This window comes from Bradyrhizobium sp. 87, assembly GCF_023073015.1.
GTDB classification, from domain to species: Bacteria; Pseudomonadota; Alphaproteobacteria; order Rhizobiales; family Xanthobacteraceae; genus Bradyrhizobium; species Bradyrhizobium canariense_D.
Map to the genome: position 1 here is coordinate 38,302 of NZ_JADPIQ010000129.1, position 22,851 is coordinate 61,152.

The 22,851-nt window shown below is 62.4% G+C and carries 16 protein-coding genes, 3 pseudogenes and 1 other annotated feature; of the genes and pseudogenes, 13 read left to right on the plus strand and 6 right to left on the minus strand.

Going from position 1 to position 22,851, the window contains the following annotated elements; all coding sequences use genetic code 11:
- Positions 1-9 precede the first annotated feature (9 nt).
- From IVB50_RS34830 to IVB50_RS34855, 6 genes and pseudogenes are all read left to right on the plus strand, one after another.
- The gene (locus IVB50_RS34830; RefSeq protein WP_247299424.1) at positions 10-1,269 is read left to right on the plus strand and encodes a Glu/Leu/Phe/Val dehydrogenase; all 1,260 of its coding nucleotides are present in this window, start codon (positions 10-12) and stop codon (positions 1,267-1,269) included.
- Between the two features lie 31 nt (positions 1,270-1,300).
- A complete protein-coding gene (locus IVB50_RS34835) occupies positions 1,301-2,086 on the plus strand; it encodes an SDR family oxidoreductase (protein ID WP_247299426.1) in 786 nt (261 codons plus the stop codon).
- A gap of 1,035 nt (positions 2,087-3,121) precedes the next feature.
- Positions 3,122-4,468 carry an MFS transporter gene (locus tag IVB50_RS34840; protein ID WP_247299428.1) on the plus strand — a complete coding sequence of 449 codons (1,347 nt, stop codon included), beginning with the start codon at positions 3,122-3,124 and terminating at the stop codon, positions 4,466-4,468.
- Positions 4,446-5,492, plus strand: a complete 1,047-nt coding sequence (locus IVB50_RS34845; protein WP_247299430.1) for a C-terminal binding protein — start codon at positions 4,446-4,448, stop codon at positions 5,490-5,492. The genes IVB50_RS34840 and IVB50_RS34845 overlap by 23 nt, the downstream gene beginning before the upstream one ends.
- Before the next feature lie 321 nt (positions 5,493-5,813).
- A pseudogene (locus IVB50_RS34850) lies at positions 5,814-6,748 on the plus strand (IS3 family transposase); the annotation flags it as partial.
- Positions 6,098-6,214 (plus strand) — a sequence feature (AL1L pseudoknot). (Overlaps the previous pseudogene by 117 nt.)
- A gap of 46 nt (positions 6,749-6,794) precedes the next feature.
- Positions 6,795-7,574: pseudogene (locus tag IVB50_RS34855) on the plus strand (helix-turn-helix domain-containing protein); the annotation flags it as partial.
- A gap of 56 nt (positions 7,575-7,630) precedes the next feature.
- On the opposite strand, the pseudogene IVB50_RS34860 reads toward IVB50_RS34855, so the two are convergent.
- Positions 7,631-8,527 (minus strand): annotated as a pseudogene (locus IVB50_RS34860) (transposase); the annotation flags it as partial.
- 97 nt (positions 8,528-8,624) lie between these two features.
- On the opposite strand from IVB50_RS34860, the gene IVB50_RS34865 reads away from it, so the two are divergent.
- Positions 8,625-9,020, plus strand: coding sequence for a hypothetical protein (locus IVB50_RS34865; protein ID WP_247299432.1), 396 nt, complete (start codon positions 8,625-8,627; stop codon positions 9,018-9,020).
- Between the two features lie 992 nt (positions 9,021-10,012).
- Here the strand turns inward: IVB50_RS34865 and IVB50_RS34870 are convergent.
- The 3 genes from IVB50_RS34870 to IVB50_RS34880 are packed head-to-tail and all read right to left on the minus strand — an operon-like array spanning position 10,013 to position 12,934.
- Entirely contained in the window at positions 10,013-11,011 is a 999-nt protein-coding gene (locus tag IVB50_RS34870; RefSeq protein WP_247299434.1) for an SIS domain-containing protein, read from the minus strand.
- Positions 11,012-11,022: 11 nt separating this feature from the next.
- The gene (locus tag IVB50_RS34875) at positions 11,023-11,976 is read right to left on the minus strand and encodes an N-acetylmuramic acid 6-phosphate etherase (RefSeq protein WP_247299436.1); all 954 of its coding nucleotides are present in this window, start codon (positions 11,974-11,976) and stop codon (positions 11,023-11,025) included.
- A gap of 19 nt (positions 11,977-11,995) precedes the next feature.
- A complete protein-coding gene (locus tag IVB50_RS34880) occupies positions 11,996-12,934 on the minus strand; it encodes a BadF/BadG/BcrA/BcrD ATPase family protein (protein ID WP_247299438.1) in 939 nt (312 codons plus the stop codon).
- A gap of 118 nt (positions 12,935-13,052) precedes the next feature.
- On the opposite strand from IVB50_RS34880, the gene nagA reads away from it, so the two are divergent.
- Together nagA and IVB50_RS34890 are read left to right on the plus strand one after the other, a co-directional pair.
- On the plus strand, positions 13,053-14,261 hold the full coding sequence (gene nagA, locus IVB50_RS34885; RefSeq protein WP_247299440.1) for an N-acetylglucosamine-6-phosphate deacetylase: 1,209 nt from the start codon (positions 13,053-13,055) through the stop codon (positions 14,259-14,261).
- A 522-nt stretch (positions 14,262-14,783) separates the two neighbouring features.
- Positions 14,784-15,164 carry a hypothetical protein gene (locus IVB50_RS34890; RefSeq protein ID WP_249807136.1) on the plus strand — a complete coding sequence of 127 codons (381 nt, stop codon included), beginning with the start codon at positions 14,784-14,786 and terminating at the stop codon, positions 15,162-15,164.
- Between the two features lie 131 nt (positions 15,165-15,295).
- On the opposite strand, the gene IVB50_RS34895 is transcribed toward IVB50_RS34890, so the two are convergent.
- Together IVB50_RS34895 and IVB50_RS34900 are read right to left on the minus strand one after the other, a co-directional pair.
- On the minus strand, positions 15,296-15,724 hold the full coding sequence (locus tag IVB50_RS34895) for a heme-binding protein (protein WP_247299444.1): 429 nt from the start codon (positions 15,722-15,724) through the stop codon (positions 15,296-15,298).
- Positions 15,717-18,728 carry an FAD-binding and (Fe-S)-binding domain-containing protein gene (locus IVB50_RS34900; RefSeq protein WP_247299446.1) on the minus strand — a complete coding sequence of 1,004 codons (3,012 nt, stop codon included), beginning with the start codon at positions 18,726-18,728 and terminating at the stop codon, positions 15,717-15,719. The genes IVB50_RS34895 and IVB50_RS34900 overlap by 8 nt, the downstream gene beginning before the upstream one ends.
- Positions 18,729-18,940: 212 nt before the next feature.
- Here IVB50_RS34900 and IVB50_RS34905 point away from each other — a divergent pair, with 212 nt between their 5' ends.
- The 4 genes from IVB50_RS34905 to IVB50_RS34920 all read left to right on the plus strand — a co-directional run bounded on the left by IVB50_RS34905 (position 18,941) and on the right by IVB50_RS34920 (position 22,842).
- Positions 18,941-20,140 (plus strand): aminotransferase class V-fold PLP-dependent enzyme, encoded by a 1,200-nt coding sequence (locus IVB50_RS34905; RefSeq protein ID WP_247299448.1) that lies wholly within the window; start codon positions 18,941-18,943, stop codon positions 20,138-20,140.
- Between the two features lie 59 nt (positions 20,141-20,199).
- Complete coding sequence (locus IVB50_RS34910; RefSeq protein WP_247299450.1) at positions 20,200-20,997, plus strand: enoyl-CoA hydratase/isomerase family protein; 798 nt, start codon at positions 20,200-20,202, stop codon at positions 20,995-20,997.
- Positions 20,998-21,124: 127 nt separating this feature from the next.
- Positions 21,125-22,111 (plus strand): tripartite tricarboxylate transporter substrate-binding protein, encoded by a 987-nt coding sequence (locus tag IVB50_RS34915; RefSeq protein WP_247299451.1) that lies wholly within the window; start codon positions 21,125-21,127, stop codon positions 22,109-22,111.
- Positions 22,112-22,299: 188 nt separating this feature from the next.
- Entirely contained in the window at positions 22,300-22,842 is a 543-nt protein-coding gene (locus IVB50_RS34920) for a tripartite tricarboxylate transporter TctB family protein (RefSeq protein ID WP_247299452.1), read from the plus strand.
- The last annotated feature ends 9 nt before the right edge of the window (positions 22,843-22,851 follow it).

Sequence of the window (22,851 nt, forward strand, 5' to 3'; positions counted from 1 at the left end):
GAAACGGAAATGACGATCTACACAGGGCCAGTATTCGATATGGCCCGAACCCAGTTTGAGGCTACTGCCGATCACTTGGAAATACCGTTGGAAGATCGGAAACGACTGCTCTATCCGAAGCGAGCTATTTCCGTATCCATTCCCGTCCACATGGATGATGGCCTCACCGAGGTTTTTCAGGGCTACCGTGTTCAGCACCACCTTACCCTTGGTCCCACCAAAGGCGGGACGCGCTTTTCTCCAAACTTGGATGTGGGTGAGGTTGCGGCGCTCGCAGTCTGGATGAGCTGGAAATGTGCTCTTGCAGGCCTTCCCTATGGCGGTGCCAAGGGCGGCGTGGCATGCAATCCGTCGTCTCTCTCACGTAGGGAATTGGAGGCCATCTCTCGTCGCTATATGCAGGAGATGATTCCCTTCGTCAGTCCGCAGACGGACGTCATGGCGCCAGATATGGGCACCAACGAGCAGGTTATGGCTTGGTTCATGGACACCTATTCCATGCACCAAGGCCACGCCGTTAGCGAGATCGTCACCGGTAAGCCCGTTGCCCTCGGCGGGACGGAGGGACGGCGCGAAGCTACCGGTCGCGGGGTGTCCTTCCTGGTGAACGAGGCCTGTACGGTCGTTGGTATTCAACCTTCGAAAGCCACGGCCATCGTTCAGGGCTTTGGTAACGTCGGAAGCGTTTCCGCATACACGCTGGCGCGCCGCTACGGCATGCAAATCGTGGGTGTGAGCGACCACACTGTGGCTTACCACGATCCGGCGGGCCTTCCATTAGACAGCATTGAACAGCACGTCGCTCGGCACGGTGTGCTGGTCGGCTGGAGCAACGAGGCCGTTATCGCCCCCGAGATCCTGCTCGAACAGGCGTGCGACATTCTTGTCCCGGCCGCCACCGAGCGGGTAATCACTGAGACCAACGCAAACCGCCTTCGTTGCCGCATTCTTGCCGAAGGAGCTAACGGTCCGACCACGCCCGAGGCGGATACCGTGTTGAACGATCGGGGCGACGTGTTCGTGATTCCCGACATCCTGTGCAATGCGGGCGGCGTGATCGTCAGCTATTTCGAGTGGGTGCAAGATCTCCAGCGCCTGTTTTGGACGGAGCCGGAGGTCAACGATCGGTTGGAGCGGCTTCTGCTGAACGCTTTCACTCAAGTCTACCGACGGGCCGAGGTGGATCGCGTCTCCATGCGGATGGCTGCCTTGGCCATTGGCGTGGGAAGGCTGCGCGCAGGCAAGCAGATACGCGGACTCTTTCCGTGATCGAGCCAACCCTCATCAAAGGAGATTCTCAATGGACCTGGGTCTGACCGGTAAAACGGCGCTCGTGCTAGGCGCGGGCGGTGGTCTCGGCTCCGCGATAGCGGCCGGCCTTGCACGAGAAGGCGCGCATGTGGCTGCGGCCGATCTGGACGTCGGCGCGGCGGAGGTGACCGCCAGAACGGTCCGGGAAGCGGGTCGGGACGGGCTGGCCCTCGGCTGGGATCTGGCCGACCTCGACGCGATCGATCGTCATGTCCAGCGGATCGAGCACGAGTTGGGTGATATCGATATCCTGATAAACAATGGCGGCGGGCCAGCGCCGTCGCCCGCGGCGGGGCAGGATTCCACGACTTGGAGCTCGAATTTCCAGTCGATGGTGCTGTCTGTCATTGCAATTACCGATCGAGTGCTGCCCGGCATGCGCAAGCGTGGCTGGGGCCGGATTATCACTTCGGCCTCGTCCGGCGTGGTGGCGCCCATTCCCAATCTGGCAATATCGAATGCCCTGAGGCTCTCGCTCGTCGGCTGGTCCAAGACCCTGGCGAGGGAAGTGGGCCGGGACGGAGTGACGGTTAATGTCACCGTGCCGGGCAGGATCGCGACGCCTCGGATCACTTTCCTTGATGAACAGAGAGCGAAGCGGGAAGGCCGCGACCCAGCCGAAGTGGCGATCGAGAGTACAGCTTCCATACCGGTGGGCCGCTACGGCGACCCGCGAGAGTATGCAGACGTCGTAACATTTCTGTCGAGCCCGCTCGCATCCTACGTCACGGGATCGATCATCCGGATCGACGGTGGTCTCATCCAGAGCGTCTAGCCCGACGTAGGCTCAAGAATATTTCGCGAAATTAGAAGACTTGGAAACGCCGAGGGGGCACTAGGCGGCTCCTAAGCGAGATACCGATGAAGCTTGCCCCTTCGCCGGAATGTCCGCGAGAGTCTCTTGGTCACAGTGCAAAATGGAGATTTTCGGCGGCACAGTCTCGACGAGCCGTAGTTGGTTCGACGCGAGCAGGTGGCAGATCGCGCGATTGGGCAGGCGGCTAGTGCCAAGCGCTGACAACGTCAGCGACACTTGCGTAGGGAGGCTTCTTGTCGACAGCGAGCTGACGAGGTTGTCGTTTTTCAGCCGTATCTGACCATGTCACCGGGACAACCTCCGCGCCATTGGGAGGATCGTGGGAGTCCGCAACCTGCTTAGCGGAACGTTTTGGCGGTCGACCGCGTAGGTCCGACTGTGGAACAGTGGCGAGCGCGAGGGTTCGAACGTGGATCGCGAAATGAGTCCGGCACGACCGCCATATCAATATCTCCGCTTCGTGATTTCTCAGTCAGCGGAAAGCTTGCGTCCACAACCGCTCAATGATCGCCGAAGAATGCCATTGCGGATACGGCGTCGCGATAGGCCTCAAAACGCGCTCAATTGGCGTCAACACAGCACCCTAAAGCAGTCAGTGGCGATGATGCAGAAATTCCGACGTGATCACGAGAGTACGGCGGTCGTCTGCCGTTAGTTGGATTCGCCATCGCGCTCTGTCAATAAGGTCGAGCTTCTATTCCACCGTTTGTAAACGGCTGGAAATCGCGGACTACGCAGCATTAGCCGATCAGCAGCTGCCTTCCACCTGCTTAAGCGTGATCAAAGCCTTGATGGTTCAGCTTCCCGCCGACACCCGAGACGGAGCCACTCTCCGATCACTATGTACGCTTTCTTCTGCAGAGTCACATTCCATGCTGGAAACTCACTGACGAATAAAAATCGTTTTTATTCTAAGTCGCCCATTTATAGCCTCTGCATTCTACCGAAAAATCATCGTCGGGAAAAACGCCGAGATGTTTAAAGGGGGGCCACGTGTCCGAAGACGAGAAGATTGAAAAGCGCGTCATACACAAGCTCCACAGGCGCCTCGTTCCGCTTTTGATGCTTTGCTATTGTATCGCTTATCTCGATCGCGTGAATGTCGGTTTCGCGGCGTTGACGATGAATAAGGACCTCGGATTTTCGTCCACGGTCTTCGGCATGGGGGCCGGTATATTCTTCTTCGGCTATGTCCTGTTTGAAGTCCCCAGCAATCTCATGCTCGTCCGCTTCGGAACGCGGATCACGCTCGCGCGGATCATGATTCTCTGGGGATTGATTGCGGCCGCGATGGCGTTCATCCCAGGCGAAACCACCTTCTACATCGCGCGTTTCGTGCTTGGCGCGGCGGAGGCAGGTTTTTTTCCAGGTGTTCTATTTTATCTTTCGCTTTGGTTTCCGAGTGCACACCGAGGTCGCATCGTCTCGCTCTTCATGACCGCCATCCCGATCTCCGTCGTGATCGGCTCACCAATATCTGGTCTGCTTCTCGCCTCCGATGGCGTGATGGGCCTGCACGGCTGGCAGTGGCTGTTTATCATCGAAGGGCTGCCGGCGGCGGTGCTCGGACTAGTTGTCCTCCGCGTTCTCGTCGATGGCCCCGCCGAGGCCCCCTGGCTGTTGCCGGAAGAGCGCGACTGGCTCGTCAGGCGACTCGCCGGCGAGGCGGCGCAACATGCGAACTTGCGTCAATCGAACCTCTTGCTGGTATTGCTTGATCGCCGCGTGCTCATCTTTGCTTGTGCCTATTTCGGGCTAATTACGTGCACGGTAGGTATCAGCTTCTGGCTGCCGCAGATCATCAAAGAGCTCGGGCTCTCCAATATTACGACCGGATTAGTCTCAGCGGTTCCATCAATAGGGGCGATCGCGGGCATGTTGTTGCTCGGGCGCATGTCGGACCGACGGCAGGAACGGCGCTTGCATTGCTCGTCTGGATTTCTGCTCGGGGCGATCGGGTTGGTGGCGGCTGCCTGGACGCATTCGCCGGTGGTGCAAGTTGCTGCCTTCACCTTGGCCGCGTTCGGACTGCAAGGCGGCCAGCCAATCTTCTGGACGATGCCGAGCGCAGCTCTCTCCGGTTCGGCTGCCGCAGCCAGCCTCGCGTTCATTAATTCGATTGGCAGCATCGCCGGCTTCATCGGACCAACGATGATCGGCATCATCCGGGACGTTAGCGGCGGATTTTCCATCGGCATCATTGCGATCGCCGCCTTCGCCCTCGTTGCCGCTCTGCTCGTCTTCGTGGTCGGCAGGAACCTAGACGATCGCGCCGCCGAGCCCGATGCGGCCGAGGGTGAGCCAAGAGCAGGACCAGTTGTTTCTCACCTACACCGATGAAAGCCATTCAATGAAGATTGCAATCGTGGATCCGCAGTTCGGCAACGATTTCGATATCGAGCGTCAAGTCGTCGGGTCGGACGCCGACCTCGTCGCCGTCAATCCTGGTCGAGACGGAGTATCGGGCGCCGATCGCGCGGACATCGAAGCTATCGTGCATTGCCGCAGCCGACACAAGCTCCGCGCGACCGATATCGAGAAGCTGCCGAGGCTGCGGATCGTCGTTCAAGCGGGAGTCGGCACAGATCATATCGACATAGCGGCTTGCTCTTCGCGCGGCATTCCCGTCTGCAACGTGCCCGATTACGGTACGTGCGAAATCGCGGACCATGCGATGGGACTGATCCTCGACCTATGCCGCGGCATTTCGGCCCACAACGAACATGTCCGTAGCGGTGCCGGCTGGTCGCCCTACGCTCTGCCGCATGCGCCGATCATCCGGCTTGCCGGACGGACTCTCGGTATCGTCGGACTTGGCTGGATTGGCAGCGCACTCGCTCTTCGCGCCAAAGCGTTCGGATTGACCGTCGCCTACCATGATCCGTTCTCTCCGCCCGGCCAAGACCTTGCGCTCGGAATCCTCCGCGTGGAGCACCTCGGAGATCTGCTGGCGGCTGTGGACATCCTCTCGCTCCACTGCCCACTGACCCCCGCAACTGCCGATCTCATAAACGATGAACGGTTGGCTCAAATGAAGCGCGGCGCGATCCTCATCAACACGGCCCGAGGCGGGATCGTATCGCTCGATGCGCTTCATCGCGCCATACGAGACGGAATATTGGGTGGCGCGGGACTTGACGTCCTGCCGCAGGAACCGCCGGACCTTCAGCATCCGCTGCTTTCAGCATGGAGCCGGCGCGAGGCTTGGCTTGAGGGACGACTACTGATCACGCCGCACGCTGCGTTCTATACAGCTGAAAGTGTGATCGATCTAAGGCGCAAGGCTATGCAGACAGTCGTCACCTATCTTGAGCGTGGCACGTTACGCGCCTGCCTCAATCGCAATGCCATACGCTCGGGGTGATGCAAGGGTGCATTCGGAAACGAGCTGAATATTGCGACCGCTATTTGCGCGATTGCAGGCCTATCTGCTGCGCTGGCAACAGCACAATCAGACGGGATAACTCTGCAGTGCTAACGTTCTGGGCTTGCGCCAGCGGCAATCCTTTTGGTTTCCGCCATCCTTGCTCGATCTTGCCGACATGCGTGATCTGCGGGCGCGTTGTCGCCGGACCAATTGTCTTCAGTGTCTGGGGTAACGGTGGTGCACCTCAAGAAGGATGGTCTGTGATCTCTGAACCGCCCCGGGTTTGTCGGAGGCTCCAACTCCTGAGAGGATGGCGCCATGACGAGCAAGACGACGAACAAGTTTTCACCCGAGGTCCGGACCCGAGCGGTTCGGATGGTTCTGGATCACGCCGGCGAGCACCCGTCGCGCTGGGCGGCAGTGACGTCAATCGCGGCCAAGATCGGCTGCCCGCCGCAGACGCTGCATGACTGGGTCAAGAAGGCCGAGGTCGATAGCGGGCAGCGGGCCGGTGTTCCGATCGACACGGCCGAGAAGCTGAAGGCGCTCGAACGGGAGAACCGTGAGCTTCGGCAGGCCAACGAGATCCTGCGCAAGGCAAGCGCCTATTTTGCGATGGCGGAGCTCGACCGCCGGTCCAAGCCATGATCGCCTTCATCGACGATCATCGTGGGGCGCATGGGGTCGAGCCGATCTGCAAGGTCTTGCCGATCGCCCCCTCGACCTACCACGCCCATGTCGCCAAGCGGCACGATCCGGCCAGGCTGTCGGCGCGCGCTAGGCAGGACGCCGCGCTGAAGATCGAGGCTCGGCGCGTCTTCGATCAAAACTTCTCCGTCTACGGCGTGCGCAAGGTCTGGCGGCGGCTCAAGCGTGAAGGCTTCGATGTTGCCCGATGTACCGTGGCGCGACTGATGCTGGACATGGGTTTGCAAGGGGTCATCCGCGGCAAACCCGTCAAGACTACGATCAGCGACAAGGCCGCGCCATGCCCGCTGGATCACGTCAACCGCCAGTTCAAGGCACCAAGGCCGAACGTCCTCTGGCTCTCCGACTTCACCTATGTCGCGACCTGGACCGGCTTTGTCTACGCCGCCTTTGTGATCGACGCCTACGCCCGCAGGATCGTGGGCTGGCGAGCCTCGCGCACGGCGCATGCAGGCTTCGTTCTCGATGCGCTGGAACAGGCCCTACACGATCGCCGGCCGGTTCATCGCGGCGGGCTCGTGCACCACAGCGACAGAGGCAGCCAAGGCGGATTCAAACGGTCGTCGCAACACTCGGAGTTTGGAGGTTGCGATGAACGCTGTAAGGCGCAGATCGGAGCGGTCAGGACGAGCCCCATTGCCGTCGCCAGGACGGCCCTCTGTTGCGGGGCGCAATGAACAGAATAAATTTTGGCGGGCGATTGCCGCTGGGTTAAGCAGCGAAGATGCTGCACTCGAAGCCGGATTGTCACAACCTGTCGGAAGCAGATTATTCCGAAAGGCGGGCGGCATGCCACCAGCGATGTTCAGATCTTCGGCAAAGGCGCTCTCCGGGCGGTACCTCTCTTTGATTGAGCGCGAGGAGATCGCACTTCTCAAGGTGCAGGGCCATTCCATACAGGAGATCGGACGTCGCCTGGGGCGGGCTGCTTCGACAGTCTCCCGTGAACTGCGGCGCAATGCGGCCACCCGCGGCGGCGGGTTGGAGTATCGGGCAACAACTGCCCAATGGCATGCGGATCGATCTGCTCGCCGGCCCAAGCCGACCAAGCTTGCGCTCAATGCGACCTTGCGCACTTATGTGGAGGAGAAACTTGCTGGCGGCGTCGTAGCCACGACCGGCGCTCCCGTTCCTGGTCCCGCCGTTCCGTGGAAGGGGCGCTGGCATGGCCCGCGCAAGGATCGGCGATGGGCCAAAGCCTGGAGCCCTGAGCAGATTGCCCGACGCTTGCCGATCGACTTCCCCGACGACAAGACGATGCGCATCAGCCACGAAGCTATCTATCAAGCTCTCTTCGTTCAGGGCCGCGGCGCGCTACGCCGGGAGCTGACGGCCTGCTTGCGAACAGGGCGTGTATTACGGATGCCCAGAGTGTCATTCGGCCTGCAATATTGGCTCTGACGCATATTCGATGATAGTGATTGTTTTTATGGCGCGCCAATCAGCCTAGCCTGAAGGAGATCGAGCTTGGCGCGCCCGTACATTTGCCGTTTGACCACCTTGAGCTTGGTGATCTGAGCTTCCACTTGGCCATTGGACCATGGTTGCGTGATAGCCGCGTGCACCGCGGCCTTATCGTTGGCAATGCCATTCGCGAACGAGGCAATGAGGCTCCGCTTGGAGTCATCAATCCAAGGTTCGAGCTCCATCTCGGCCTTCTTTCGGATCATCGCGTGGAAGCGGCCAACGAGAGCTTGGGCATCGGCCAGCATAGGAACGTTTTGTTCGATGACCGCAAGCGTGACGGTCTCGGCCTTGGTTAGGTGGTCGCGCTTCGTCGTCATCAGCTGCGCTATCGTCCTGGCGGCGGGGACCTTCTGCAATTGTTGATGGCTGATAGTCTCGGCACGTCGCCGTCGCGTCGCCCATTCCGCCACGACGCGCAGCGATCCCTTGAAGCCTTGTCCCTTCAAGCGGCGCCAGAGCTCGGCACCGTTGCGACAGCCGACTGACCACTGCGCGTCCAGGAACGGCAGATGCCCGTCCAGGGTGCTTTGACGGGTGCGGAACATATCCGTACCGCCGCCGCGGCTAATTTGGCGAACCAGATTGCGACTATGTCCTGTGCGGCGGACGATCTCCTTGAGCGACACACCGTCGCTGACGAGAGCCGTAATTACGGCATGGCTGTCCTGCCGCCGCAGATAGCCCTGATAGCGCAGCTTTTCCGCACAGGTCAGCAATTCCGGGTTGATCGTCGTCGCTCCAATTGCGGTTCGGATTCTGTTCATGGAGCGGCGCACCGCATCAAGGAAGGCCGCGCTCGCATTTTCCATCAGATGCCATCGGTCGGCGACTTGGATGGCGTTCGGCAGCGCCTTGGCTCCCGGGACCTGTTGGTGCGGCAGCGAACCCAGCTCATCAACGCGGTCCGAGGACACCTCACGGAACGGTTGGATAGCGCCCAAGGGGCCATCGCATGTGGCGACGCTTGCCGACCTGATCGAGGAAGAAGCGATGGCCAGCTCCCTTCCCGAAGCGGCCCGTCCCATGTTCCGAGTGATGCTAGACCTTCTCGCCGAGTTGAATGGCAAGATCGCGGATCTCGACAAGGAGATCACGCGACGCGCTCGCGAAGACGAGGTATCGCGCAGACTGATGACTATTCCTGGCGTCGGCGCGATCTCCGCCACCGCGATCGCCGCCCTAGCGCCGCCGATCGAGACTTTCACCAAGGGACGCGACCGTGACAGCGGCTGGCGTTTTGGTCGGCAACGGATCCAGAAGCAGCGATGCTCTGATGACAAGGACGAATTGGGCGAACGAGGCGAAGGAAATTGCCGCAGGTACCGCCAGACCTGCAGAGGGCGCTTGTAAAGCGCTGATGGTCAGTGTGGCACAGTGATCCGCCATCGCTCGCGACCCCACATGCACAGCGCACCCGGAGGCCGCGCCAATCGGCGGCTTTCGTTGATGTCGGGTCTAGCCTGCGACGTCGCCTTGGGCCGGCCCATAACCGAATTCGAGACGCATCTCATTAACGCCCGCTTCATGGGGCCGGAGCGGACGTCTGACCGCCATCTTCGCGCCAAGCTCCTCCGTGAGGATTATCGAAGCCGTGTTATCCCGCCGCGCGTTCCTGCTGCGCGCCAACGGAGCCCGTCATGTCAAAATTGGCAACCGTATTAGTGTCGGCATTTGCTGTCACTTTGGTCGCGGCGCAAGATACTGCGTCAGGACAAAGGTGAGGGATGCGAGGTGATGGCATCCGGCACCGAGGGCCAGCCCACAATCGTCACCCCAACGCTGGGGCCATTGACCCCTGAGGCAGTGGAGACCCCCGACAAGTTTCGGATCATTCCCGACCGCACTAACGCGAGCTGGCCCGGGGTGCGGCGCGTCTCAGCATTTCCCGGCCTCCCTCCGGCCGAAGCCCTCGATCATACCTTAGATACGATCACAGCCCGCGACGGAGAGCGCACAACCAACATGGTAGCCATGCAACTCGAATATCCGCGAGGCTAGGCGCGCTCTGAAGTACCGCTGATGCATCTCTAGGGGACTTACAAGAAGGAAGCGGTGCCCTGTTAAGACATCTGCGGCATCTCAGCGGTCCCGTCCTCCAAGACCGATAGCTAACAACCTCTGCAAGTGCGGCACACCGCGCCCAGCCACGTGATGGACTACGTCATCAATCGACCCCTTTGCGGTCAGGCTAACATTGGCCAGCGGCTTCTAGTATCCCTTTTTGAAGGCAGGCAATACGTTCGGTGCACTCACCGCTTGTTCGGCTTGTAGATAAACATAGCAAAGGCCGCGCGTTGTGCGAAGTCCCAGCTTTCGGTGACTAGCCAACGATTGGTCAGCCGTCAGAACGTCTCGGTAATCTTGCTCAGGCGAGGTGGACGATCCGGGTCAAATCCGCAGGCCCGGGCTGCCTGCTCAATCATCCGATAGGCCGGAATCAGCATGGTCATCGGGTCGGTGGCAGGATCATCCGCGGCCAACCAGGGCAGCGAGCCACGCGATCCGCCGCATAGATGAAGCGCGATTTTTTGCCCGCGCAATTCTTCTGCCAGCGCGTCCACCATGGCCGCCGTTTCATCCATCAGGCGCATCATGATGACCGGCGTGCGCGAGGATAACGCGGCGCGCGGCCCATGCTGCAGCTCGGCGGCGCTCAGACCCATGGAAGGCAGGCGCAGGATTTCCGAAAGTTTGAGCGCGATCTCCCGCGCGGAGCCCAAGCCTAGGCCCCGCGCGGCCACAAACACCGCTGACGCTTTGGTGAGATCGTCAGCAATTCCGGACCAGTCGAGCGGTAGCGCGCAGTGCAGGCGCTCGGGCAGCCTGTCGAGGGCTGACCGCAGCGCATGATCTCCCGCCAGCTCGGCAACAAGTCCGGCCCCGGCGGCCATCGAGCCGATCACGGTCTTGGTCGCCGCTACGGAGTGCTCCTGGCCGGCTTCGATCGGAACAACGAATTCCGCTTCGTCAGCCACCGGCGACGACGTCGCATTGACGATGGCGATGGTGCGGGCGCCCGCGGCGCGCGCCGACCTGGTCGCCGCGACGAGATCCGGGCTGCGCCCGGATTGCGAGATCACGATGAACAGCGCATGGCGCAGCATCAACGGAGTGCGAAAAGCCGTGATCACCGAAGGAGCGCTGGCTGAAACGGGAAGGCGAAGCCGCGTCTCGACAAGGTATCTCAAGTAAACCCCGGCATGCCCCGAGCTGCCCCGGCCGCACACGACGCACAGGGGCGCACAGCCAATCCCAATTCGCTGTGCGATGTCGCGCGTGGCCGGGCGATTACCAAGGCTTTTGGCGACAACATCCGCGCTTTCTCCGATTTCGCTCGCCATCGCGGATGTCGTCACGGCTCGACCCCTCCGCCTTGCTTGCGCGCCGCTGCCTTGGGATGCCGATCACGATGCGAGTCACGATCCCCGGCGAGCTCGGCAAACACGCGCCGAAGATTGCCGTCACAGTTTTTCAGGATGGTCTCGGCATCGACGCTGTCGACACCCAACGCCAGCAGGCCTGCCGTCTTGATGTCTCCCTCGGCCTGCTCAAGCCAGTGTGCCGCGTGCGACGGATCACAGTGCGCGATTTGCGCCACCATGGCCTCGGCACGCCGCTTCAGCTTGGCATTGGTCGGCTGCATGTTCACCATCATGCCGCGATACACCCGGCCAAGGCGCAGCATGATTCCTGAGGAGATCAGGTTCAGCACGACCTTTTGCGCGGTGCCCGCCTTCATCCGCGTGGAGCCGGCGATCAGTTCGCGGCCGGTCTCGATGAGCACCGGAAACTTTGCGGACGCCAGCAGTACGGTGCCGGGATTGTTGGCAACACCGATCGTCACTGCACCAAAAGAGCCTGCCTGCTGCAGCGCCGCGACCGTGAATGGCGTTGTTCCGCTGGCGGCAACGGCGATCACCACGTCGTGCGGCGTGAGCCGCGCGGCATTGATCTGTGTGACCGCGTCATCGATATCATCCTCAGCACCTTCGATGCTGGTGACGAACGCGCTGTCTCCGCCGGCGACGATGAAGTGAACGCGCTCGCTGGGCCATGCGAAGGTCGGCATCAACTCGGCGCCGTCCTGGACCGCTACGCGGGCCGAGGTGCCGGCGCCGACATACACCAGGCGTCCATGATCACCCAGCGCGGCTTTGGCGGCCTCGGTCGCCGCAGTAATCGCGGGAAGGGCATGGCCGATCGCCGCGACTGCCGCAAGCTGGCCCTCCCACATCGCTTCCATCGCTGACGCGAGCTGCCATGCATCAAGATCGGCAAAGCGGGGATCGACTTCTTCGGTGGCCATATAATTGATCCATGCTCCATCAAAGGCGGAACTTTGAAGCCTGCTCTTGGTCAGCTTCTCTCTTGGGTAGGTCTTTGTTGGGCACCTCAAGCCGCCCTCGCGCCACCAGTAATGCGCCGGCCGCCCCGTCGGCATCAGGACACCTCAGGCGCGCGCGCAGGTCTGGCGTCAGCCACGGCGTAATGGCATCCGCGAGCCCGCCTACCAGCGAGAGGCGGTCAATTCCTCTCGCCAGGAAAAGATCAAGCAGATCGCCAATGGCATCGGCCGCGCGTTCGACAATGCGACGGCCGACCGGATCGCCCTGATTGGCGTGCCGCATCACGATCGGCGCGAACGCTGCGTAGTCGGTGGCCCTGGCTTCTTCAGACCAGGCCACCGCCTGATAAGGATCATGATCGAAGGCGCCCAGCACCTCTGAAAGCAATGGGGTTAGCTGGCCGCGGCGATCCGCGGCCCGCAGCGCCAGTCGGACAACCTGCAGGCCGATGTCGGCACCGCTGCCTTCATCCGACACGGGGAAGCCGTAACCGGCGAGACGGATTTCGCGGCCGTTGATCAGGCCGACACCCACCGAGCCTGTGCCGGCTACCACGATGGCGCCATCCGCGCCGCTATGGGCGCCGAGACAGGCCGCCAGGCCGTCGCTGATGAAGATGACCGACGCAAAGGGATGCGCGATCTTGTTGAGCGCCGCTTCCGCGCCCCGGCGGCCAAGACCGGCAAGGCCAATTCCGGCGTGCATCCGCGCGAAATCCTCGCGCGTCAGTCCGGCCTGTGCGGCTGCCGCTTCAGTGGCTTCCATGATGGACCGCCAGGCATTGTCAAAGCCAATCCGCGTCGTGGCAGGCCCCGCGCTTGCTGCACCGAGGAGCGTGCCATTTTCGTCCTCGATCCGGGCGCGGCAGCGAGTTCCGCCGCCATCAATGCCGAGATACGTGGTACCTTTTGTTCCCATGGAACGTTAACGCGGAGGTTTCTTTCCGGGTCCCGCCGAAGCTGCCTGGTGTACATTTGAGGACCTTCTACGGGACTCGCCTCACGAGTCCGTGACTGCCATTCTCGGATCAATACAGATGGGCAACGCTGGTTATTCCGCTCCCACGATTTCCGCGCAGCACATCTTTGATGGTGCCGACATGCGCGGGCCGGGGTCGGTCAGAATCTCGCAGGGGCGGATTGAAAGCATCACCTTCGGCGAGGCGGAGGCGCGCGCCTCAATCCATCTTCCCGCGGACGCGATCCTTGCGCCCGGATTCATCGACATCCAGGTGAACGGAGGCGGCGGCCTTCTTCTCAACGACCAGCCAACCGAGGCTGGCGTTCGACGCATCGTCGAGGCGCACCGCAAGGCGGGGACCACGGGCTGCTTGCCGACCCTCATCACCGATCGCAGCGAGGTCATCGAGCGATTGGCTACAGCCGCGGAGGCTTGTCTGAAGATTCCCGGCGTTCTCGGCTTTCATCTGGAAGGACCGGTCCTCAACAGGTCGCGCAAAGGCATTCATCCGGAAGCCGAGATACGCGTGCCCGATCGGCGCGATCTCGCCGCGATCAAAAGTTTCGGGGGCCGCGGCCGCTCGATTGTGACCTTGGCCCCGGAATGCGTGCCGGCGTCCATGATCGATGAATTGATCGGCGCCGGATTGCGCGTCGCGGCTGGCCACAGCGACGCCACTGCAGCCGAAATCGGGCAGGCGGTCGATCGCGGTGTCTCGGGGGTGACTCATCTGTTCAATGCCATGTCGCAGTTGAACGCCCGGGAGCCGGGCCTGGTGGGCGCCGCGCTTTGGGATGACCGGCTGTTTGCAGGCATCATCTGTGACGGCATACACGTTGACCGTGCCGGCTTGCGCGTTGCCTTCCGTTGCAAGGGACGCGATCGATTGATGCTGGTCACCGATGCCATGCCATTGGTGGGCACCGACGACCGCCAATTCATGCTGCAAGGAAGGCAGGTCACGTTGCACGAAAACCGCCTGACGGGTCCCGATGGGACACTCGCTGGCGCTCACCTCACCATGATCGAGGCGGTGCGCAATGTTGTTGCGCTGCTCGAAATCTCCCTTATCGATGCCCTCATCATGGCCTCTCGGACGCCCGCGGCATTTCTGGGCCTTGAGTCCGAGCTTGGACGGATCGCGCCGGGATACCGCGCGGATTTGGTCGCCTTCAATCGGAACTTTGAAATCGTCGGCACGTGGGTAGGCGGTGTCGGTTCGATGGGCAGAGACTTCACGCCGAAGATTGAAGGAGAGGACGCAAGTCTGCCGCCCGGTTCATAGCGGACCACCGACTCGCAACCCGACATTGAAGCGGGCGATGTTGCCATCTCTTCCCGCTGGTGGTTGGGAGAACCGAGCCCACCCCTAATCCCTTCGTAAACTTGTTCTTCTCACTTGATGAACTCAAGCAGGTTCGTATGGTGCTTGAAAGCATTGAAGATCATCTACGCGGCTGGAATGGTAGCAAGCAGGGACTCGGAGGCGAGCGGGTCTCCCGTGCAAAATTGGCGATTGAGCATGTGATGCCGCGGAACTGGCAGCAGCATTGGCCGGTGCGGGGAATCGATGAGGAGGATCGAGATCGCCTCATACACACGCTGGGCAATCTTACCCTGCTGACCGGAAAGCTTAATTCAACAGTCTCTAACGGTCCTTGGTCAGGCGCAAACAGCAAGCGCGTGGGTTTTGAGGGTCACGACGTACTTATCTTGAACAGGGACTTGTTGAAGAGGGGCGGTAGCGAGTGGACAGACGCGGCCATCCGAGAACGTACCAAGAGCTGGTGCGTCTGATTGCGGAGATTTGGGCGGTGCCTCCGAATCATCGCTCGGGCTTTGCCGCCCTCGGCAGCGATCTGTAAGGAAGGTGGAGCTTACAGACCTGATCAATGCAGGTCATTTACACCCCGGAATGTCTTTGATTCCGAAACGAAAGAAATACAGTCATCGCGTGGCAACTTTGCTGGCGGACGGGCGCGTGGAAGTCGATGGTCAGCCTTTTGAGACCGCAAGGGAAGCGGCGATCGCCATCTATGGAAAGAAGACCGGGGGATGGTGGTTCTTCCTGGCCGATCCGACATCGGGTCGCACGCTGCGGGATGTCCGCCGTGACTACATCGAAGCTATGGCTGTCGATTCGGATGATGACGATCAGGATGACGATGGCGACGTTGATGAAGCCTGACTCGCAGCTCGATTCGAGAGCTTAAGTCAAAATCCGGCCATATGATCTTTAAGCTAAGCTGAGAATGGCGATGTCGGCCCCTCTTTCGCCCTGCGGGGGCGGATCGTTTCATCTGGGTGCGTGGATGATCGCTATCCCGCGTTGGCCTTCAACCCTGCCGCCTGGATGCCCGCCACCGCACACGCCTCGTCATTGTCCGATGTGTCGCCGGAGACGCCGACGGCGCCGAGCAGCGTCGTGCCGTCCATGATCAGCACGCCGCCGGGGACCGGCACCAGCGCGCCGTTGGCCATGGTGTTCACAGCGTCGATGAAATAGGCCTGCTCCTGCGCGCGCTGGAAGAGAGCGCGCGAGCCCATGCCCAATGCGAGCGCGCCATAGGCCTTGCCGTGCGCGATCTCGGCGCGCATCAGACTGGTGCCGTCCTGCGCCGCGGCGATCTTCAGCACGCCGCGGGCGTCGAGAATGGTGACGACGAGCGGCTTTAGCTTCAACTCGGTGGATTTCGCGAAGGCGGCTTCGAGGATCTTGCGGGCGGTGTCGAGGGTGAGATCAGCCACGGCTGGTTTCCTTTGCAAGGGGAGGGGTTGTGGATTGGGTCTTCGCACGATCGAGGCTCATCGCCAGCACGCGCGCAACGTGAAGCGCCTCGCGCTGGGCACAGTCTTCGATCTGGTGCCGGCAGGAGGTGCCGTCGGCAACGACCAACGTCGCCTGGTCCGCGCGCCGCACGGCGGGTAGCAGCGAGAGCTCGGCCATCTCGATCGAGGCATCGTAGGTATCGGCGCCATAACCGAAGGCGCCGGCCATGCCGCAGCAGCTCGACTCGATGGTCTCGACCTCAAGGCGAGGGATGAGGCGCAGCACCTGCTCGACCGGCTTGAACGCGCCAAATGATTTTTGATGGCAATGGCCATGCACCATTGCCTTGTCTGCGATCCGGCCGAGCGGCAGTTGCAGCCGGCCGGCCTCGGCCTCGCGCACTAGGAACTCCTCGAAGGTCAGCGCGTGGGCGCCGACGGCCTTGGCGTCATCGTCCTTGCGCAGCGAGGCGAGCTCGTCGCGCAGAGTCAAAAGGCAGCTTGGCTCGAGGCCAACGATCGGGACGCCGCGCGCGGCGAAGGGCGCGAATGCGGCGACGAGACGATCGAGCTCGGATCTGGCTTCGTCGACGAGACCCGCTGACAGGAAGGTGCGGCCGCAGCACAGCGGACGGCTGCCGCTTGCAGGTTTCGGTAGATGCACGCGATAGCCGCCGGCTGCGAGCACGCGCAACGCGGCCTCGAGGTTCTCGCGCTCATAGATGCGATTGAACGTGTCGGCGAACAGCACCACCTCGCGCCCGGTTTCCGGCCCGACCGCCTCGGCCGGCGGCACGAACACGTCGCTGCGGAACGCGGGCAGCGCGCGGCGCGCACTGATGCCGGCAAAGCGCTCGAACAGCTTTCGCAGCAGAGGGCTGCGGTTGCGCAAATTTGCCAGCGGCGCGAAGCGCGACGCGAGGCCGGCATAGCGCGGCAGGTAGCCGACCAGGCGATCGCGCAAGGTCAGACCATGCGAGGCCGCGCGCGCGGCGAGCACCTCGATCTTCATTTTGGCCATGTCGACGCCGGTCGGACACTCGTGGCGGCAGGCCTTGCAGGATACGCAGAGCTTCAGCGTTTCCATCATCTCGTCGGAGGAGAGCGCGCCTGCGCCGAGCTGGCCGGAGATCGCGAGCCGTAGTGTGTTGGCCCGGCCTCGCGTCACGTCCTTCTCGTTGCGCGTCGCGCGGTAGGACGGACACATCACGCCGCCCTCGAGCTTGCGGCAGGCGCCGTTGTTGTTGCACATCTCGACCGCGCCTTGGAAACCGCCACCGGCTCCGGGATAAGCGGACCAGTCGAGTTTCGTCTTTAGCTCAGCGACGCGATAGTCCGGCTTGAAGCGAAACAGCGATCGATCGTCCATCCTGGGGGCGTCGACGATCTTGCCGGGATTGAGCACGCCCTCGGGATCGAAGCGCTGCTTCACTTCCTTGAAGTCGGTGACGAGGCGCTCGCCAAACATCGTTTCGTGGAATTCGGAGCGCACCAGGCCGTCGCCGTGCTCGCCGGAATGCGAGCCCTTGTATTCGCGCACCAGTTCGAAGGTTTCTTCGACGATGGCCCGCATCGCCTTGACGTCCTTCTCCAGCTTCAAGTTCAGCACGGGCCGCACATGCAGGCAGCCTTCGGAGGCGTGAGCATACATGGTGCCGCTGGTGCCGTGCCTGGCAAACACCTCGCTCAGACGCGCGGTGTAGTCGGCGAGATGCGGCAGCGGCACGGCGCAGTCCTCGACGAAGGAGACCGGCTTACCTTCCTGCTTCATCGACATCATGACGTTGAGGCCGGCGGCGCGGAAATCGGCGATCCCGCTCTGCAGCGCGGGGTCGGTGATTTCGACCACGCCGCCCCATTTGCGCTTGTCGTTGTTCCAGCCGAAGCCGAGATCGCCCATCAGCTCGCCGAGCTGCTTCAGGCGCACGAGGTTGTCCGCCTGATCCTCCTCGGCGAACTCGACCACGAGCACCGCATCCGGATCACCCTCGATCGCCGTGGAGATGATGGGCCGGAACATCGCGATGTCGCGGCCGAGCGCCAGCATGGTGCGGTCGACCAGCTCGATCGCAATCGGCTTCAGCTTGACCAGATGCTGGGCCGCGTCCATCGCCTCGTAAAAACTGCCGAAATGGCAGATACCGAGCACCTTGTTGCGGATCACGGGCCACAGCTTCAGCTCGACCTTGGTTGTGAAAGCGAGTGTACCCTCGGAGCCGACGAGAAGGTGCGCCATGTTGTTGCGCGCATTGCGCGGCACCAGCGCATCGAGATTGTAGCCGCCGACACGGCGCTGCACTTTTGGGAAACGCGCCGCGATCTCCCCGGCTTCGCGGGCGCCAAGATCGAGCATGTCGCGGAACAGGGCGCGGGCGCTGTCGTTCGCATCGAGATCGGAGAGATCGCGCGAGACCTCGCCGAAGCGGCTCAGCGTGCCGTCGGCGAGCGCGGCCTCCATCGACAGCGTGTTGTCGCGCATGGTGCCGTAGCGCAGGCTACGGCCGCCGCAGGAATTGTTGCCCGCCATGCCGCCGATGGTGGCGCGCGACGCCGTGGAGACGTCGACCGGAAACCAGAGGCCGTGCTTTCGGAGTTGGCGGTTGAGGTCGTCGAGCACGATGCCGGGCTCGACCACGCAGGAGCGCCCTTCGACGTCGAGCGACAGGATCCGGTTGAGGTGTTTGGAGAGATCGACAACGAGGCCGTCATTGACGGTCTGGCCGCATTGTGAGGTGCCGCCGCCGCGCGGGGTCACCTTCAGTCCCTCGTCGCGGGCGATCGCCAGTGCCTTGAGGGCGTCGTCCATGGTGCGCGGCACCACCACGCCAGTGGGCACGATCTGGTAGAAGGAAGCGTCGGTGGCGTAGCGGCCCCTGCTGAAAGCGTCGAACAGGACGTCGCCGGTGATTTCCCGAGCAAGACGGGCCGCGATGCCGTCCTTTTTGGCCAAATCCTGTGATTTCCCGGGCACTTCCGCCGCCATGGTCCGCTCTTGCCTGTTCGCCGCCCCCGTCTTGCCCCCGGTCACGGCCCTTGGCAAGGCGAGCCCTGCTTCTTGTGCATTGACGGACCCCGCCCGGCGAGGGACAAGCCCGGCGAATAGTGATATTCGAGCAGCTCGCTCAGCCTCCTTCAGCCAACAGGCTCGAAGTCGAGCTAGGCTCAAGACAGACTCAGAGACCGGGAAGGACGCCGATGACCGTGCATACTGGAAGGCATTTTCTCCAGATTCCAGGACCGACCAACGTGCCCGACCGGGTGCTGCGGGCGATGGATATGCCGACGCTGGACCATCGCGGTCCGGAGTTCGCAGAGCTCGGTTTCGCCGTTCTCGCCGGCATGCAGCGGGTGTTCCGCACCAAGCAGCCCGTGATCATCTTCCCCTCGTCCGGCACCGGCGCCTGGGAAGCTGCGATGGTCAACGTGCTCGCGCCCGGCGACAAGGTCCTGATGTGCGAGACCGGCCAGTTCGCCGTGCTGTGGCGCGGTATCGCCGACAAGTTCAAGCTCGACGTCGACTTCATCCCGGGCGACTGGCGCCATGGCGCCGATCTCGCCGAGATCGAGAAGCGCCTTGTGGCCGACAAGCAGCACACGATCAAGGCGGTCTGCGTCGTCCACAACGAGACCTCGACCGGCTGCGTGACGCCGCCGCTGGAGGTGCGCAAGCTGCTCGACCGCGTCAAGCATCCGGCGCTGCTGATGGTCGACACCATCTCCGGCCTCGGCTCGATGGAGTACGAGCACGATGCCTGGGGCATCGACGTCTCGGTCGCGGGCTCCCAGAAAGGCCTGATGCTGCCGCCGGGCCTGGGCTTCAACGCCGTCTCGGAGAAGGCGCTCGCGGTGGCCAAGGCCAACCCCGGCATGCGCTCCTATTGGGACTGGCAGGAGGTCATCGGCTTCAACAAGCTCGGCACCTTCCCCTATACGCCGGCCACCAATTTGCTCTACGGCCTGCACGAGGCGATCAAGATGCTGGAAGAGGAGGGGCTCGAGAACGTCTGGACCCGCCACAAGCGCCACAGTGCGGCGACCCGTGCCGCGATCAAGGTCTGGGGCCTGGAGACGCAGTGCGCCGATCCTGCCGCGCATTCGCCGGCGCTGACTGGCGTGCGCGTGCCTGATGGCCACGATGCCGACGCCTTCCGCAAGGTGGTGCTGGAAGACTTCGACATGTCGCTCGGCACCGGCCTGAACAAGATCAAGGGCAAGGTGTTCCGCATCGGCCATATCGGTCATTTCAACGACCTGATGCTGATGGGAACGCTCGCCGGCGTCGAGATGGGCCTCGATCTTGCAAAGATCCCGCACCGGAGCGGCGGCGTGTTGGCGGCCATGGACGTCCTGAAGGGACGCGACGTGGTGCCGATGGCCAAGGCTCAGGTGGCTTAAAGGCTCGGGTGGCCTGAAGCTCAGCTTGCCTGAGCCAACTTCGAGAAAGAGAGCGCGCGATGAACGCACCGACGACGGCCAATGAAGACCTGCTCTACTCCGTCACGGACGGCATCGCGCGGATCACCTTCAACCGCCCGCAGGCGCGCAACGCACTGACCTTCGCCATGTACGAGCGCATGGCGGACATTTGCCAGGAGATCAACGCTGACCGCTCGATCAAGGCGCTGATCCTGACCGGCGCCGGCGACAAGGCGTTTGCCTCCGGCACCGACATTTCTCAATTCCGTGCGTTCAAGACCGCGCAGGATGCGCTCGACTATGAGGCCCGCATCGACCGCGTGCTCGGCACGCTGGAGCAATGCCGCGTGCCCGTGATCGCGGCGATCGCGGGGGCATGCACCGGCGGCGGAGCCGGAATTGCGGCGTGCTGCGACCTGCGCATTGGGACTGAAACGACGCGCATCGGGTTTCCGATCGCGCGCACGCTCGGCAACTGCCTGTCGATGTCGAACATCAGCCGCGTCGTCTCGCTGGTCGGCCCCGCCCGCACCAAGGATCTGATCTTCAAGGCGCGCCTCGTCGAGGCACCGGAAGCACTGGCCCTCGGCCTCCTCAACGAGATCGTTTCCGACGTCGAGACGCTGCAGCGCCGCGCCGACGAGACCGCCAGGCTCGTGGCGAGCCACGCCCCGCTGACGCTTGAAGCGACCAAGGAGGCAGTGCGCCGCATCCGCCGCACGCTGTCGCGCGAAGAGGGCGAGGATCTGATCCTCAAGGCCTATATGAGCGAAGATTTCCGCGAGGGAATGGACGCCTTCCTCAACAAGCGCACGCCGAACTGGAAGGGCAAGTAGCGCATCTGCGGCTTGGCTTCGTCAGCCGAAAGTCATAGGCAGCGGGATACCCGCGTGCTTGAACTCGCTCGCATTAGTCCGCACAATGCGTCGAGAAGCAAAGCTAATAATCCAGGGGACGAAACTCGTGCGAATTCTAGTGAAAGCTGTTGGCGTCGCAGCAGCGCTATCGTTGAGCACGCCGGCCCTTGCCGGCTGGGAGCCGAGCAAGCCGGTCGAGATCGTGGTCGCCGCGGGCGCGGGCGGTGCCTCCGACCAGATGGCGCGGATGATGCAGGCCGCCATCCAGAAGAACAATCTGATGAAGCAGCCGATCGTGGTCTCGCTCAAGGGCGGGGCTTCCGGCGCGGAAGCACTGATGTACATGAAATCCAGCGAGGGCGATCCCAACAAGGTGCTGATCGCCTATTCGCTGATCTACATGCTGCCACTGTCGGCGAAGATCCCGTTCAACTGGCGTGAGCTGACCCCGGTTTCTGTGATCGCACTCGACCAGTTCGTGCTGTGGGACAACAGCGCGGGTCCCAAGACGGTGAAGGAGTTCGTCGCCGCCGCGAAGGCGGCGAGCGCCCCGTTCAAGATGGGCGGCACCGGCTCCAAGCGCGAGGATCACGTGCTGACTGTGTTCCTCGAACAGAAGACCGGCGCGAAATTCTCCTATCTGCCCTACAAGTCCGGCGGCGAGGCCGCGACCCAGCTCGTCGGCAACCACACCGAATCCAACGTCAACAATCCATCTGAAAATCTCGAGGTCTGGCGCGCGGGCCAGGTGCGTCCGCTCTGCGTGTTCGACAAAGAGCGAATCTCCTACACCAGTAAAGTGACGGAGACGCAGTCCTGGGCCGACATCCCGACCTGCAAGGAGGAGGGCGTCGATGTGCAGTATCTGATGCTGCGCGCGATGTTCCTGCCCGGCAAGGTCACGGCGGAACAGCAGGCCTTCTATGTCGAGCTGTTCCACAAGGTGACGCAGACCGCGGAATACAAGGACTACATGGAAAAGCAGGCGCTGAAGCCGATCTTCCTCACCGGCAAGGACATGGTGCAATTCCTCGAGGAGGACGATGCAGTCAACAAGTCGCTGATGACGGAAGCCGGATTCGTCGCGAAGTAGCGGCCTCTTCTCGCTCGCCCCGTTCTTACGGAGGCGCGACGAGCTTCGCTCGCGCTGGGAGGGTTGGGGTGAGGACTCTCTCCGCGAGTCCAACTCTCACCCTCCCCGTCGAGACTTCCCCTCACCCCGACCTCTCCCCGCAAGCGGGGAGAGGGGGGGAATTGAACTTACTCCGTCCCAAACGGCTCATGCCCCAGACCCATCTTGAAATCGTCGTCGACGATCCGACCGCGCCCGAAGACGACTCGCCTTCCGTCGTCTCCTCCGGCACGATCGAGATATTCGTCTGTCTGCTGCTGCTCGCGCTGGCCGCGACACTCGGCTACGACAATTGGCGCACCGGCGCCTCCTGGGATTCGACCGGGCCGGAGCCCGGCTATTTCCCGTTCTACCTCTCCGTCATTCTCGGTGGTGCCAGCCTCTACGGCCTGATCGTGGCGCTGGTCGCGCACCGCGAGGCACCCGAAACCTTCGTCACGCGCGCGCAGGCCCGCCGCGTCATGGCGGTGTTCGTGCCGACGCTGCTGTTCTGCCTGGCGACGCAATTTCTCGGCCTCTATGTCGCGAGCTTCCTGCTGATCGCCAGCTTCATGCGTCTCGTCGGCAAGATCGCGCTGTGGAAGTCGCTACTCACCGCTGTCGTATTCACGGCGATCATGTTCGTTACCTTCGACATCGCCTTCGACGTCATCATGCCGAAAGGGCCGCTCGAAGCGGCCTTCGGCTACTAGGCGGGCCCC